Consider the following 15,376-nt stretch of genomic DNA (forward strand, 5'->3'; position numbering starts at 1 on the left):
TATTTTAAATCTTCATTAGGAATTGGAAAATTATATAATTGTTATGCAGGGTTATAAGTGAAGCTTATGAAGCCATTGCATCCTTATATTAATTTATTTGAAAAATCTTTGAAAGAAATCGAACGAAATATCGTTTGCTTGCCAATATATAGTGTAGGACAAAGGAGGGATGGTATATGAAGGATGAAACAGTATACACAGAACTAATCCAATTAACTTTATCAGGAAATAAAGAAGCGTATAGTGAGTTGTATGATAAAACGATTCAAGAAGTATATAAGACAGCACATTTTTTAATAGAGGATAAAGCAGATATAGATGATGTCGTTCAGGAAATATACATACAGCTATATGAATCGCTTCGTAAATATGATAGTGAGAAGCCATTTCGTCCATGGTTAATTGGACTTGCGATTAAACAAATTCATTCTTATAGAAGAAAGAGGTGGATGCGACTGCGAATTGTAAAAAAAGCAGAAGAGCAAAGAAAACCAGTACAAATTGATTTTTCTAGCGATGTTGTAAGTAAAATATCAAACCAAAAATTAATTGAACTCATTCATAAATTACCATATAAATTGAAACAAGTTATTATCTTAAGATACTTACATGATTACTCACAAGAAGAAGTAGCACATATATTACATACTCCAATCGGTACCGTGAAGTCCAGAATTCATGCAGCACTAAAGAAACTACGTCAAAAAGAGCAAGTAGAAGAAATCTTTTTAGGAGAGGTAGGGAATGTGAAATGAGTTTAGATTGTAGAGTTAGGGAATCAATACAAGAAGAAGCGAAAGGGATTATAGCCCCGCCAGAGTTAAAAGAAAAAGTAATCGTTCAAATTAAAATGAAGCGCGGTGGAAGTAAAAGGAAGAAGCGCCTTATCGCAGGAGTGCTTGCAGCCGCATTTTTAATTCCGACAACTGGTTTTGCTTATCAATCTATTATGGCAGATGGTATATACGGGTCGTTTGAAAATTTAAAGAAGCATGCCGGAGCTATAACATTAGAAGGATACATGCGTTTTAATGCAAAGTTATCTCAAGCGAAAGATGAAATGGGTGCAAAAGAATATGAAGAGTTTACAAAAGAACTAAAGAAATTAACGAATGCAAAGCTTGAGTACGGGGATTCGAATGGTAATATTGATTATGATCAATTATCGCCAGCTAAAAAAGAGGGATTAAAAAAGGTAGAAATGGAGCTTCAGCCGTATTTTGATAAATTAAACGGCCATAAATCTAGTAAAGAAGTATTAACTCCTGAAGAGTATGAACAATATATGGAAGCATTAATGGCATATCAAACCGTATTAGTAAAAACGAAATCGAGTGGCGGAATAACAGCAGACGAAGTACCTGAGGCGTACAAAGAAAAATTTATTAAAGCGGAGCAGTTTATGGAATATGTAGATGAAAAGGTGAGATAAATAAAAAGCTCATAGCTTTAGCTTTGAGCTTTCCTTATTGAAATGTAAATATATTAACCACCTATTCCTTTTGCTATCAATAGGAAATATACAACTACCAGTATTACTCCATTTAATGCAGTACCAAGTATTCCGAATAACCAATTTTTTGATGCTATCGCAAATATAATTCCGAGTAATGAAAGTATGCCTAAAATCGTAATAATTAAAGTTACATTTGCATTAGGCCCTCTTAAAATAAAGAAAGAAAATACACTTGTGATAAATGTTAGAAACGAGAAAGCCCCTAATTTATACAAAATAAATCTCCCTTGGTTGAAATGTATTTTGATTTAGCGCACGATTTTCTTTAGTTTAACATAAATTTCCTTACCGCATGTATTGCGCTTATAAATAAACCACTATAACCAACGAAACTTAAAAATTGATCATTAGGTTCTTTTGCATACAAGTCAGGGACAGAATTACTTTGACTTGCTTAATAAAGTGAAAGTGAGAAATCACTTAGTTATATTCCTTACTATTCTCCTTGTCTTTTTGTATAAAACAATCTAAAAGCGAGTAACCAGCTATTAAACTAATAATAGTAACAAAAGTTGTATTTATAAGAATAATATTAGTTAAATAAGGTAGGTATCCACCAACTGGTGAAAAGAGTAGAGCTGGAGAAAAGGAAATGATTAGTGTAGGCAACGTAATAGCGATAAATTTATCCAGCTGAAAATTCCAATTTTGTTTACTCGTTTCGCGATTAATGGATTGTAGGAATCGTAATAAAATGCCGACTAAAAGAGGGAAGAGTGTAAAGTAGAATAACCTTGGATAAACGTTAAAGTTCACTTGCGCGTCTGTATCTAAATAAAATTGAATTTTAACACCTACAACTAATAATAAGATGATAAATAATGTAAAGCAGAGGTATAGTATCACTTTGTGCATTCCATTCCACCATCCTTTATTAAAAAATATATTCAAGGAGCGAAGATATATACGATAATGGCGTTGTATATATCTTCGTTTTCTATTAGTTAATTGTGGATTTTGTTTGCTTCGTTAAGTAATCAATAATTCCCATCGCGCTAATTTCTAAATCAAGATATAAAATATTATAAACAGAATGATTTGATGGAACGTTTAGCTTTGTAAGATGAGTAGAGACTTTCTCCATTAGTAAAGATTGTAATGCTTTAGTAGCCTCATCAAAATTAGTATGTTTTTGAAAAACTTCATTTCCAGTATTAACGAAAATAGGTAACCAATGTTCAAGTTGGCTATATACTTCTGTAACATTGGCAGATGCGCCGTAATGACCGAAATAAATAGTATCTACATTCATACTTTGAATGTGATTTTTAGAGGCAATCATCGCATCTGGCTGGAATTGTGAAGGGGACGTTGATGGTAGATATAATTCTACACCAAGATCAGCTAGTTCCCTATAATAAATTCCAATCGTATCACCAGTGAAAATGCCGTTTGTTTTTGAATCGTGAATGCTAATATGGTGCTTCGCATGTCCCGGTGTATCATAAAATGTAAGTGTACGGTCTTCTGCAATTTTTAATGTATCACCATTTTGTACAATGTGAACACGTTCTTCTTCAATTGGAAGAATTGGATCAAAAAGTTTATCAAAATCTTCTTTGTACACAGCTTTTGCGCCAAGAATTAGTTTTGTTGGATCAATCATATGACGAGCCCCGCGCGGATGCACAAATAGAGTAGCATTTGGGCACTTTTCCATCATTAACCCTGCTGCGCCTGCGTGATCTAAATGAACATGTGTAACGATAATGTTTTTTACATCATTTAAATTAATATGTAATTGCTGTAAGCCGTCTAAAATATAGGGAAGAGAAGGGGCCGCACAAGTTTCAATTAAAGTAATATCGTCACCTAATAAAACGTATGTACCTGTGCGTTCATCATGTTGTAAGTCATAATCATCAATAAGATATAGATGAGAAGATAGTTGTTCTACTTTTTTCATACTTACCACTCCTTATATACTTGCATGTTTTTTATTATACGCTAAAAAAGAAAAAGGCAGAAAACGAAAAATTCGTCTTCTGCCTTTATGTAATGTTGTTATTTAGTTTGTTCTTTATTGATAAACATAACGAACAGTCCAACAATGCCGCCAACTAACGGAAGAGTAATCTCTCCTGCTAAATTAAAGTAGGAACTTAGGAATAAGCCATTTACATCGATTACCCAGCCAGTAACATACAATAACATCATATATAGTACGAAATAAAACTCACGATTTGAAATCATTTCACGTTGTGCAGTTTTCATAATCAACACCATCCTTTTCTTTTATAATGGAATTGAAAATGTCACAATTTATAATGCAAACTGTCACATTTTGTTCACAATTCAATTGTAAAACTTTCCATCATTAAAGTCTAGTAGTTTGTGTCGAATTTTTGAACAAGAATAAAGCGCTATCATTTTAATGTGTAAGTATTGTAATAAGAGCCGTATATTCACTAATGTAGTATAGTATAAACATAGAATGATAGTGAAGAGAGGGGTAGGAACAATGACAGTTTATGATTTTTCAGCTAAAACAATAACAGGAGAAGAAAAATCGTTAAAAGATTACGAAGGAAAAGTACTTCTCATTGTAAATGTAGCTAGTAAATGTGGATTTACACCTCAATATAAAGGGTTACAGGAAGTATATGATAAATATAAAGAACAAGGACTAGAGATACTCGGTTTCCCTTGTAATCAATTCGGGGGACAAGAACCTGGTACAGAAACGGATATTACAAGTTTTTGTGAATTGAACTACGGTGTAAACTTCCCGATGTTTGCAAAGATTGATGTGAAAGGTGATAAGGCTCATCCTCTTTATACATACATGACAGAACAAGCACCAGGTTTACTTGGTATGAAAGCTGTGAAATGGAACTTTACTAAGTTTCTAATTGGAAAAGATGGGAAAGTAGTAGGGCGTTTTGCGCCGCAAACGAAGCCGGTGGATTTAGAGGCTGAGATTGAGAAGGTGCTTGGGTAGTGAATTAGGAGTCACTACTTTGGTCACTTCCGCTAAACAGCTCGTTCAACTTTTCCGCTACTGATTTTTGCATACTTGATGTGACTGTACGTATGTAGTGTTGTACCGATATCTGTATGACCTAAGCGTTCAGATATTAACTTCACATTAATATTTTGTTGTATTAACACTGTAGCGTGAGTATGCCGTAGATCGTGTATACGTATCTGAGGAAGTTCTAAGTGGTTCGTTAGGGAATAGAACGCTCTACGGAAACTCCGTGGTTCTAATGGTCTGCCGTGAATTGTAGGAAGGACTAAGTCTAAATCAGTATAATCTTCGCCGTAGAAAAGTTTTTCCTGTTGTATTAACTTTTTATGAGACTCTAGTTCTTCTATAAGTACGGTAGGTATGTGTAATGATCTTACGCTTGCCTCGTTTTTTGCTCCGACTTTCAACGCTCTACCAACGGTTAAAGTCTGTCTAATATAAATAATACCGTTATCCAAATCAACATCTTTCCAACGTAATCCTAGTATCTCACCTTGTCTCAACCCAGTGAGTACAGCCATTAAATATCCAATATAATAGCGCGTAGGATACTTCACCCGTCTTCCTTCGGCTACAAATTTATTAACTTGCTCGAGTGTCCAGACTTGCATTCCTTTACGAGTCACTTTTGGTAAGGTGACCCCAATAGTTGGGTTTATTTTTATCAAGCGTAATAGAAAAAGCTTTCTTAAATGAAGCGCTTATAATACGAAAAATCAAGACGATTGTATCTTCTGCATAATGTGACTCCGCTACTAATTCATTAACAAACCTCTGTAAATGCATTGTGGTCATTTCCTGTAATTTAAAGTGACCTAACCTAGGTTTAATCGTTTTTTGATATAAAGCAAAGTGAGAGATATAAGTTGATTTCTGTAATTTGTTTTTACGCTCTTGAAAATACTCATCCATAAATTTCTTATAAGTCATATAAGTAGGTTCAAGATAGTCATTGGTTAGAACTTCTGCCTTCAACTTAATCATCTCTTTGTTAGCTTCTTGTTTAGTTTTAAACCCACGTCTTCTAATTTGCTTACGCTTCCCAGTCATTGGGTCCTTTGCAACGTTAAATACAAAATCCCAATTACCAGTGTTTTTATTTTGTTTTATACTTCCATTCATGTCGAATGACCTCCTTTAATTAGGTCACAAGACGTGATAATAGCTTCCATAACTTGTATTTTAATGTTTATAATCGTTTTTGTATAGGTATATTTAATAGGACACAAGGGATAAAAAAGAAAAATGTGGTATTATTTATAGTGGTATATTGAAATGAAAACTGTATTTAGAGGGAGTGCATCTAAGTGGGTGTAAAATTAAATTTCGCATTAAGTGGAACAGATGTTGTACATATAGAGGATAGATTATATAACCATATTAAATACATATGTCCTCACTGCAAAGAAGATGTAATTGCTAAAAAGGGTAATAAAAGAGAGCATCACTTTAGTCATAAGCCTGGTAGTAATTGTAGTATCTCTCATGAAACCCTCTTGCATTTCGAGGCAAAGCATTATCTTGTCAATAAGGTAAATAAAGAAGAAGACATAAAGCTTGTAATTGATTTAAGTTATTTTAAAAAGAAGTACAAAGAATTTTTAAAGGCTATTAATATAGATTCTTACGAGATATCATTATTAGATATATTAAAGTTTTACAAAAAGAGGTTTGCTGAAAGTGAGCAATGGGTAGGGGATTCTATAGCCGATGTTGTAGTGAAAGGCGAATATGACGATTCTCAACCATTTGTAATAGAGGTTTATGTAACACATGCAAACGAAGATGAGAAAGTTCAATATTTCGACGAAGAGGATATACCGTTTTTAGAAGTAGTTCCTATTAGAAAAAACAGTGAATTTATGTTCGAGGTATCTGATGCTTCTATTTCTAAGTATATTGATTATATATCTTCAAAAATTTCTTCGTCTGCAGCTGATATTAGTTATAATATCTTTAAAGATGAATTGATTGATATAGCTAAAGAAGACTTAACAGATGAAATAGTGCTTCATTATAAAAATCAAGCAATACACGAGGTAGAGGATGCAATTAAAAACCTAAATTATAGGTACTACATAAACGGTGACACGTATAAAAAAATGAACAGCGTTGAAGCTAAGTCGTATATGAGTAAGGAATCTAGTCGTGAGGAACTACTTGATATATCGTATAAGAACTCCTCACAATCTAAAGATAAATACTTGATGGTTAATGACCGTTATTTCTTATCTAACGAACAAAATTTATTATATTCATTAATATATGAAATACAGGAACATTACCAGATTGAAGCTATTATAGGCGGCTGGGAACATACCAAAAGGAAAAAAGTAATAGGTTTTAATATATTAATGCCTAATAGTAAAATTGTAGTAGAAGAGATGAATAGAATACTAAATGATATGTTATCTACAATTAAAAGAGACTGGATAAACAATTGATTTTATGCATCAGATGAAGTTACATATGTAATATAGGAAACTCGACTAATTTCTGCTCAAAGGAGTGGTTTTCTTATTGGATATTAGTAAATTTGATAGTAATCTTAAAGAAACCCTGGTAAGTAATTCATTATTACCACTTAATTCAAATTCACTATGGTGTTGGTTTGATATTAGTTATAAATACAATGAGAATGAAAAGCCTACAAGTGATCTACCGCTAAGAAGAAAGATTGATGAATTTGTTCCTAAAAATAAGCGAGGTTTATATGTTATAGTTGATCCTATTACTGAAGAAGTTTTGTATATAGGCGAAGGCTGGATACGTAATAGACTACATGAACATATTAAAAAATTATATGAAGAAAAACCAAGGCCAATAAATAAAATTTTCAAATCAATTCAAGGCGACATTCGTATATATTGGACTGAATGCATGGGCTATCATAGAAAAATCACAATTGAAGGCGCTCTTCAATGTGTACTTAGACCTCGTTATAGAAGAGATGATTATTAAATAAAAACTATATTTTATGCAAAGGGGAGAAAATACAGTAATGGAAAAGGGGAAACATCAAATTAATACTGATTTTCTAAACAAGAACAAACATAAGTTTTTTCCAAAAGGGATAGATATAGATACGAATGAAAAAATTCAGGAAGCGTTCCAGAAAATCGCAGAACTACGTACGCATTTGATAGAATCAATTAACGTATCTCTACGACCTGTAATTGATATAGATTGGGAAGAGTTTGAGCGAAAGGAAAAGAAATCTGCTGGAAATTTAGGAAGAAGAGGATGGACCCTTCCGATGGCCATGACGCCAGGAGAAACCATTGGAGTGTCAGAAATAGAAGATCAAGATGAATTAGATGCAACATTCTTAGAGTTTTACTCAAATAAAAAAGAATTCCAACTCATAAAAACACATATTCTTGAACATGAATTAACTAAAGAGTGGAGAGAGCTTCTCGTACAATGCTTTGACAGCTATGAAAGAGGGAATTATTTAATTGTTATTCCTAATCTATTTATTGTTATAGAAGGCCTTGCTCAAATACTTATATCCCCAAGGTTTCAAAAATATATAAACCCTGATATGAAAAGAAAACCGCCTTTAAGAGATCAGTATAAGAAAGTAAAGAAAGAAGTCGAAACCGATAGAACATACATAATATGCTACATATCTGTTGCAGAGTTTTTAAATTGTGTATTTAAAGTTGGAAATTTCGATAAAAGACCCGCTCGTTTACCGATTATAAATAGGGATTGGGTATTACACGGAAGAGACTATCCATGTAATTGGAAACAAGTAGACGCCTTGCGATTATTCAATGCCCTATCTACAATAATAGAATTAGATTTCTTGCTAGGAGACTTAGAAAAAGAAGAAGCTGAAGCAGAGCATATTAAATAAAAGTTTAATTTTATATAACGAAGGAGAGATATCATGAGTTTTATACCCTGGATGTTTGATGTAGGGAAGAAAGTGAGAATAAGTAAACAAGCGGTATTCGCAGATGAAGAGATCCGAGGTAAAAATGGAATTGTTATAGATAGAAAGAGTGAAAAGGAAAACAGATTACAAGAATATGCTGTAGACTTTGGCGAATTAGGTGTTTACGAAAATTTGCCAACAATTGTTTTTGATAAGAGATCAAGAAATAAAATCACTTGAGATAATACTGAAATCAAAATTACATCAACAATTACATAAAATAAGAGTTTTATACAAAGGAGTGAAAGCAATGACAAGTCCAACAGTCAATTTAAATATCAAAGATGTAAAAGTAGATGTGAGTACAGATGGTACTTTTGGGAATGAAGATGGAACTTCACTAATGAAGATAACTACAATAGAGGAGTATTCTCTTTGTCTATACTTTTTCGTTAATATAAAAAATAATGTTATTGGAGCAGTAAATACCCATACAATCGGAAATATATGTCCTTGTTGTAAAGTAAAGATATTGCAGTGTGAAGAGTTAAATAGATCAGAAAACAAGAAAAAAGTTTTAGAAGATGCATATACTTGGATGAAAAAAGCAGAGAAATATCGTCTTCAATTATTATTGAGTAAATACGGTAACTTAAACGTGATAGGGTAAAATTCTCATTTTATCTATACAGATGTAGGAAGACAATTACGTTTATATTGAAGGAATTGAATTTTAGATCATTAACTAAAGACGTCTATAAATCAGCTACTATGTAAGAGTAAAAATTGTTTTATGCCATTATAGAACTGTCTATTAATAAAACGGATATGGAGGATGTATAAAATGAATCAAAGTACGTTGGAACAGATATTGAAATTTAGAGAGGATAGAAACTGGAAGCAGTTTCATAATCCTAAGGATTTAGCAATTTCTCTTTCATTAGAAGCTAGTGAATTGCTAGAAAATTTTCAATGGAAAAATAGCGAAGAAGCTATGGAAAAGAATTTTGAAAATATTAAGGATGAACTTGCTGATGTCTTAATTTATTCAATTTTATTGGCAGATGAAATAAATGTAGATATAGAAGAGCTGATTTTAGGTAAGATAGAGAAGAATGCAAGGAAATATCCTGTAGAAAAAGCTTATGGGTCCAATAAAAAATATAAGGAATTATAGAAGTGGGAATATTCCGGGAAAATACGGCTTTCTGAGTGATAAAATCGTATAGCTATAACTAAGTGCTGAAAGAAAAATATTACACTGATTTATCAATACAAAGCTCAGTGATAATTTATAATTCGTTTTATTGTACTAAAACATAATAGAAGGTCCATTGTTTTAATTAAGTAGTTTTGTATTTTATAATAATTGAATATGAGTTAATTTAATATAGTAAATAATCAATTAGGAGAGATTGCTTTGAGTAAACTTGATAGAGTTAAAGTAGTTAAAAAAGAGTTTGAATTTCCTATTAAAGAATTCCCTGAAAATTTACACTTAAGATCTACAGTGTATATCCTTTTTAACAATGATAAAACTCAGATTTATATAGGTATAACTACGTCAGTGAAAACCAGAAGTTTAAATCATTTTAAAGATGAAAGAAAAAAAGGTTTTGACAAAATGCTAGTGTTTTATGGAACAGAGTTTGATGAAGCGATTGCGAGAGGTGTGGAATCCAAACTACTTAGATTGATTTTAGTGGATGGCAAGTATAGTCGAAGTCAAATTATAAATGACCGTTTGAATCAAAATATACCAGATCAAAATAAAATCATGAAAAAAGTAGACAGTGTTGTTGAGAAAGTTTGGAAAACTATGTATGAGAAAAAGTTAGTTTTAACTAAGGACTTAGATATAGTAACGAATAACTTGTTATTTAAATATTCTCCTTTTACATGCCTGGACTCGATTCAACAAAAAACATTAGAAAACATAATCGCCAATTTAATAAGTGAAAATCCTGTTAAAACTATAAGCGATATTATTGGTGGACCAGGAACGGGGAAATCTTTACTTGTTGTTAAATTAGTATTTGAGCTAGTTTATACAAAGAAGGTCTCACAAGATAGAATTAGCATTTATATACCTCAAGTGCCAAATCATAAGAAAATTATTGACCTGCTTAAGCTGTTAGATTTAACACGGATTAAAGTGCTTAGGGGGAAAAATTTAGTAGATGGAAAATTTGATATTTTAATAGTAGATGAAGCGCACAGAATGAAAAAATATTATGCAAAGCAAGCTAATGTATTAAGTTATTTAAATAAAGGGGAGTATAATGATTTAAGTTTGGCGTTTAATAACAGTAATCACTTGATAGTACTAAGAGATAGTTTGCAATTTGTAAGGCCTTCCGATATAAACCATCAAGAATTTAACAAATTAATTGACCACTTCCTTAATGAAGATAGTGTGAAGTACAAGAAATATACTCTAAATGAACAACATAGAATAAATGGTGGGAATGAATATGTTAATTTTATTGAACAATTTCTTGGAATTGAAAGAATTGATTCTATTAGTAATCTAGCTAATGATGAAAGTGAAGATTTTGGGGAGTATAATATTTCGGAGGCTCCTAGTGTAAAAAAAATGCATGATTATATAAAAGACTTCGACGATGATTGTGGATTATGTCGTATGTCTGCTGGCTATTATGTTGAATGGAATTCTAAAAAATATAGCAAGAAAGATGTACGAAACTCACATAATAGAGATTTGATTTATGATTTTGATTTTGATGGATATAAGCTGATTTGGAATTCTACCGATGAAGAATGGGTCTCTTCTGCTAATTCGGTAAATGAAGTAGGCTGTGTTCACACTTTGCAAGGAGCGGATTTAAATTACTGTGGTGTAATAATTGGAGATGATGTTTATTATGATACTAATACAAAAAGACTTGAGGTAAATGTTGCTAAAGTTAAAGACAGAAATGCAATTCCAATAGGTTTTGATGCACAATCTGAATCATATGAGGAACTTAGAGAATATGTTTTAAATGCTTACTATGTATTATTAACTAGAGGTATAAGAGGCACGTATGTTTATTTTGTTGATAAAACAGTATCTGAGCATTTTAATAAAGTAAAGAAAAATTATCAATAAGAAGGAGGTTTTATAACCTCCTTCTTAACTAATTATCAAATCTTTGGCTTATATTTAAGGATTTCTATGTTTTTTGACGGTAAATAATTAAATTGCAATAGTTCTTTGGACCATTCAAATTGAGAACGTTTAAATAAATCGTACCAGTAATTTGATCGATTTTGTGAGCCTTCTTTTAACGAATCTTCGTATTTTTCCTCGTAATACCATGCATCTAGCTGTTTCATAAAAATAGGTGCCAATTCTGCACTGAATATATTGTTTATTGATTCATTGTCATATTCGTGGAAAAGTAAGTATTTGATTTCACTAGGAGCGCATTTTTCTTTTGTAATGTTATCATAATATGTTTGATTTTCTAGAGTTACACAAATTAAATTGAACATAGCATAATTATATTTCACTAATGTTATGTTTTTGGTTATATTCTTCAGATTTCCTTCAAAATTGGTATCAACATTTTCCGATGATCATTTGATTTAAGTAATGTGCAGCACATCAGGAAGAGTTTCATATGATTCTGATGTTACGCAGAATACTTATGTGTGGGTTGATTACGGTGATATACAAGCCATGACATGCAGAGATTAAAAGACGTCATCCACGTTATTTGGATGAGGGTTGGTTGTTTATTTTGGATGATGATGTACGAGCTATTTTATGTGGCGATGACTCTATCTTTATTAAGCCAGAGGAGGTGGAAAGAATCTTTAATCTACCAACCAAAGAAATGGTAGAAGAGATGCGAAAACGTAAGTACTCTGCATATGGAGTTTTAGCCCACAATGCATTTTTGAGATGTAAGAATGGGCAAATCACTGATTTAGAAAAAATGAAAGCATTAGTCAATGAGTTTGGATATTATCTTGAAGATTTCCTAGAGTCCTAATATGAGGGCTCTTTTTTTATGAAATCATACAACTTGTTCCATATTCGAAATTCATCAAGGTTTTCATTGAATCTTTTATATTATGCTACTATTTTAGGTGAATCTTTTATAACCTTTCAATCAAAGAGTTTTAAGTAGGCTCAAAATAACTGTATCAGTAATATTATTATATAAATTCCAAAAAGTTAAGGATTGTATATCGGATTTTTAATATAATATATAAATATAAATCGTTATTTAATGTAAATTATACATAATTTTAAGTTATAGGGGTGTATTGATATGCAGAAGGTAATTTATTTTGATGAAGGATCTGCAACAGATATGTTACAGATAGAATATGGTGGAGAACTTATTTCAGTTGATGAAGATAAGGGAACGGTACAGTTTGGAGGAAAAGCCGAAGCTGGAGTGGAGGTAGGTGCAGGTACTAATTTTTTTACGGCGATTAAGGCGGCTTTTACAACAAAAGTTAATGTAAATTCCTCATTCGCGAAGGATTCTCTTGTCACTAAAACAATTTCAAATACAATTCTAGCTGATTTTTATAATCTTAGTAGTAAATTAGAAGATGAGAAAAAAATACATATCTTTAAAGGTTTTCAAATTAGGCCCATCAAAAATTCATTTTCATTCATAAAGATGTATACCCCTTATATAAAAATTTTCAAGGAAGATTCGGCCCTTGTTGAGGAAATGAAAGACTTTGATGTTCAAAACTTTGATGAAATCTTAAAAAATGCAAGGGGATATTATGAGCTCCTTGCATATAAAAATAATGATCGTATAATATTAAGATTTAATATTAATGCTTTAAAAAATGCATATAGTTTAATGGATTTACCTAAAATGAAATTAACCTATTACGCTGTGGAGGTAGGTGAAAGTGAAGAAACAGATTTTACAATAGAAAATGAACTAAAAGTGGAAACAGTTTCTGAACGGCCTTCGATAAGCGAGTTAATGGGTGATAGCCCTACTAATCAGGGGGCAAATGATCTCTTGAAAATGTATGATGTTATTCTAGCTGGAGTAGAGGTGAAAACTGATGGAAATTGAAATATTTAATGGACCAAAAGGAGAGTTTATAAAACTAGTACCAACTGAAGGGAGCTTTACACTTACTAATTTGGTTAGGTTTATAGATTCAAAAGACTCTTCTTTGCAGGAAGCTCAATACACCTACGATACTTTAGTGATTCATTCGGATGAATATTCAGGTGTTGCTGATTTTTTTATTGAAGGCTTTTTGATTTATTGCATACATTTTTCTGAGAAATTTGGTTATACAAAAATGTTATTACATAATCCACCTGCTAAAATTTTGAATCAAATAGAATCTGCAAATTTACAATTAGAAATCGAAATAATCAATTATGAATATCCTAGTTTAGAGTTGGCAAATTTATCGAAAATAAAACGTGATTTTGAGAATGTTATATATGGTCAGACTAATGTTAAAGATGAACTTTTGAGAACATTATATAGTCTGACAAATCATGGGGTTCATAAACCAACAGTAGTTATGCTATATGGTCCTTCTAGCGTAGGGAAAACAGAGACAGCCAAATTTGTGAATGAAATTATAAATCCAAATCAAAAATTATTTAGAAAGCAGTTATCTATGTTTCATAATGAAAATTTTATGAATTATATCTTTGGTGATAAAAGTAATTCATTTGCAAAGGATTTGCTAGATAGGGAGACAAATGTTATTTTATTGGATGAATTTGATAAAGCACACCCAATGTTTTATAGCGCATTTTATCAATTATTTGATGAAGGAATATATACTGATAAATTTTATGAAGTAAATCTAGAAAATACCATTATTTTTTGTACTTCAAATTATCAAAATGAAAAAGAAATTAAAGAAAAACTAGGAGATCCTATTTTTTCTCGTTTTAATCATTTTATTAAATATGATGAGCTATCTAATGAAGCTAAAGAAGCAATCATAGAAGCAGTATATGATGAAGAGTTATTAAAATTCAATGATGAAGATAAGGAAATAATTAAGGGATGGGACATAAAGGATAAACTCAAAAGAAATATTTCTACCCTAGATAATGCACGGGAAATCAGAAAAATTATGATTCAGATGATGACTTATCCACTTATTGAGAAGCTATAATTATGCTATTGTTTTTGATTCTAAATATAGTATGAATTCATAGAAAGATATAATCATGAGTATATTTTAAATACTTTTCTATATAAAAAAGATAAACTCTTTTTTATTGTACTTTAGAAAATTAATATTAAGGATTTAAAAAGCCCTTCTCGCATGAGAGGGCTTATTTTGTTTAATGTTTAATTAGTTCTCATCTTGTAAATCTAATAACAACTCTGTAAGCGCCGCTTGAACTTCAGGTAACTTATCAATTGAGAATTCAGGACCTTGACGAAGTTTCTTACCATGAGGACGAATATTGATGCGTAGACATGGTTTATCGGTAAAACCATCTTTAATATAAGAAATTCTTAAACTTTCTTGTTTGTTCACTGTTTCGATTTCGACATATTTTTGACCAGATGAATCAATTTGAATAGAACTCATAATATTTTCTCCCCTATCTGTAATTTATATATAATAGCTGAAAATAATGAGAAAATCATACCTTTTGCCTAATTATGCGTGTGAATATTCTGATACAATAGAATTAAATAAACTTAAAGTTAGGGTGAAGCGTAATGTGGGATAGCCATTTCCATGATCCTCCAAGTAAAGTGAAAGTTGAAGAGATTTCTTCGGAAAACAATAGTGATAAAACTTTTAAAGTTGGACAAATATATTCACATCCATTATATGTTTATAGGCTAGAGATTTCTAAAATTGAAGCGTATATAGGTGAAAGTTATAGTTATAGAAATGCTTCTATATTTGTAAAGCCTTGCTTTCTTAATAGGGAAAATGATTTTGTTAAATTAGATGAGTATGAGATGACTACAGAAGAATTGAACGCAGACAAATGGTGTATTGAATCAGAAAAGTAGAGGTGAGA

Annotated in this window: 19 protein-coding genes and 1 pseudogene; 14 read left to right on the top strand and 6 right to left on the bottom strand. The window is 31.3% G+C overall.

The window, feature by feature from the left end; genetic code table 11:
* The first annotated feature begins 176 nt into the window (after positions 1-176).
* Both JTF23_RS03390 and JTF23_RS03395 read left to right on the top strand, forming a co-directional pair.
* Positions 177-755: a sigma-70 family RNA polymerase sigma factor gene (locus JTF23_RS03390; protein WP_002158094.1), complete on the top strand. Its 579-nt coding sequence runs from the start codon at positions 177-179 to the stop codon at positions 753-755.
* Entirely contained in the window at positions 752-1,432 is a 681-nt protein-coding gene (locus JTF23_RS03395) for a DUF3600 domain-containing protein (RefSeq protein WP_002200698.1), read from the top strand. The genes JTF23_RS03390 and JTF23_RS03395 overlap by 4 nt, the downstream gene beginning before the upstream one ends.
* 53 nt (positions 1,433-1,485) lie before the next feature.
* On the opposite strand, the gene JTF23_RS03400 is transcribed toward JTF23_RS03395, so the two are convergent.
* The 4 genes from JTF23_RS03400 to JTF23_RS03415 all read right to left on the bottom strand — a co-directional run bounded on the left by JTF23_RS03400 (position 1,486) and on the right by JTF23_RS03415 (position 3,730).
* On the bottom strand, positions 1,486-1,731 hold the full coding sequence (locus JTF23_RS03400; RefSeq protein ID WP_204208102.1) for a hypothetical protein: 246 nt from the start codon (positions 1,729-1,731) through the stop codon (positions 1,486-1,488).
* 205 nt (positions 1,732-1,936) lie between these two features.
* Entirely contained in the window at positions 1,937-2,371 is a 435-nt protein-coding gene (locus JTF23_RS03405; RefSeq protein WP_204208103.1) for a hypothetical protein, read from the bottom strand.
* Positions 2,372-2,456: 85 nt separating this feature from the next.
* Positions 2,457-3,422 (bottom strand): MBL fold metallo-hydrolase, encoded by a 966-nt coding sequence (locus JTF23_RS03410; RefSeq protein ID WP_002158090.1) that lies wholly within the window; start codon positions 3,420-3,422, stop codon positions 2,457-2,459.
* A 98-nt stretch (positions 3,423-3,520) separates the two neighbouring features.
* Positions 3,521-3,730, bottom strand: a complete 210-nt coding sequence (locus JTF23_RS03415) for a DUF3925 family protein (protein ID WP_002200695.1) — start codon at positions 3,728-3,730, stop codon at positions 3,521-3,523.
* 247 nt (positions 3,731-3,977) lie between these two features.
* On the opposite strand from JTF23_RS03415, the gene bsaA reads away from it, so the two are divergent.
* Positions 3,978-4,457 (top strand): glutathione peroxidase, encoded by a 480-nt coding sequence (gene bsaA, locus JTF23_RS03420; RefSeq protein WP_204208104.1) that lies wholly within the window; start codon positions 3,978-3,980, stop codon positions 4,455-4,457.
* A gap of 4 nt (positions 4,458-4,461) precedes the next feature.
* On the opposite strand, the pseudogene JTF23_RS28425 reads toward bsaA, so the two are convergent.
* Positions 4,462-5,609, bottom strand: a pseudogene (locus tag JTF23_RS28425) (site-specific integrase).
* 185 nt (positions 5,610-5,794) lie between these two features.
* Between JTF23_RS28425 and JTF23_RS03430 the strand changes: the two are divergent.
* From JTF23_RS03430 to JTF23_RS03475, 10 genes are all read left to right on the top strand, one after another.
* Entirely contained in the window at positions 5,795-6,931 is a 1,137-nt protein-coding gene (locus JTF23_RS03430; RefSeq protein WP_204208105.1) for a competence protein CoiA family protein, read from the top strand.
* A 76-nt stretch (positions 6,932-7,007) separates the two neighbouring features.
* Positions 7,008-7,448, top strand: coding sequence for a hypothetical protein (locus tag JTF23_RS03435; protein WP_252187991.1), 441 nt, complete (start codon positions 7,008-7,010; stop codon positions 7,446-7,448).
* A gap of 40 nt (positions 7,449-7,488) precedes the next feature.
* A complete protein-coding gene (locus tag JTF23_RS03440; protein ID WP_098661639.1) occupies positions 7,489-8,349 on the top strand; it encodes a hypothetical protein in 861 nt (286 codons plus the stop codon).
* A 33-nt stretch (positions 8,350-8,382) separates the two neighbouring features.
* Positions 8,383-8,610, top strand: coding sequence for a hypothetical protein (locus JTF23_RS03445; RefSeq protein WP_204208107.1), 228 nt, complete (start codon positions 8,383-8,385; stop codon positions 8,608-8,610).
* Between the two features lie 70 nt (positions 8,611-8,680).
* A complete protein-coding gene (locus JTF23_RS03450; RefSeq protein ID WP_098661641.1) occupies positions 8,681-9,040 on the top strand; it encodes a hypothetical protein in 360 nt (119 codons plus the stop codon).
* A gap of 174 nt (positions 9,041-9,214) precedes the next feature.
* Entirely contained in the window at positions 9,215-9,547 is a 333-nt protein-coding gene (locus tag JTF23_RS03455) for a nucleotide pyrophosphohydrolase (protein ID WP_098661642.1), read from the top strand.
* A gap of 243 nt (positions 9,548-9,790) precedes the next feature.
* Entirely contained in the window at positions 9,791-11,482 is a 1,692-nt protein-coding gene (locus JTF23_RS03460; protein WP_204208108.1) for a DNA/RNA helicase domain-containing protein, read from the top strand.
* A 634-nt stretch (positions 11,483-12,116) separates the two neighbouring features.
* Positions 12,117-12,371, top strand: a complete 255-nt coding sequence (locus tag JTF23_RS03465; RefSeq protein WP_204208109.1) for a hypothetical protein — start codon at positions 12,117-12,119, stop codon at positions 12,369-12,371.
* A gap of 282 nt (positions 12,372-12,653) precedes the next feature.
* Positions 12,654-13,430 carry a DUF6414 family protein gene (locus JTF23_RS03470; protein ID WP_204208110.1) on the top strand — a complete coding sequence of 259 codons (777 nt, stop codon included), beginning with the start codon at positions 12,654-12,656 and terminating at the stop codon, positions 13,428-13,430.
* A complete protein-coding gene (locus JTF23_RS03475; protein ID WP_204208111.1) occupies positions 13,420-14,505 on the top strand; it encodes an AAA family ATPase in 1,086 nt (361 codons plus the stop codon). The genes JTF23_RS03470 and JTF23_RS03475 overlap by 11 nt, the downstream gene beginning before the upstream one ends.
* 183 nt (positions 14,506-14,688) lie before the next feature.
* On the opposite strand, the gene JTF23_RS03480 is transcribed toward JTF23_RS03475, so the two are convergent.
* Positions 14,689-14,931: a hypothetical protein gene (locus JTF23_RS03480; RefSeq protein WP_204208112.1), complete on the bottom strand. Its 243-nt coding sequence runs from the start codon at positions 14,929-14,931 to the stop codon at positions 14,689-14,691.
* Positions 14,932-15,065: 134 nt separating this feature from the next.
* Here JTF23_RS03480 and JTF23_RS03485 point away from each other — a divergent pair, with 134 nt between their 5' ends.
* Entirely contained in the window at positions 15,066-15,368 is a 303-nt protein-coding gene (locus JTF23_RS03485; protein ID WP_204208113.1) for a hypothetical protein, read from the top strand.
* Positions 15,369-15,376 lie beyond the last annotated feature (8 nt).

Origin of the sequence: Bacillus sp. RIT 809 (assembly GCF_016892495.1) — a bacterium.
Classification (GTDB): domain Bacteria; phylum Bacillota; class Bacilli; order Bacillales; family Bacillaceae_G; genus Bacillus_A; species Bacillus_A cereus_U.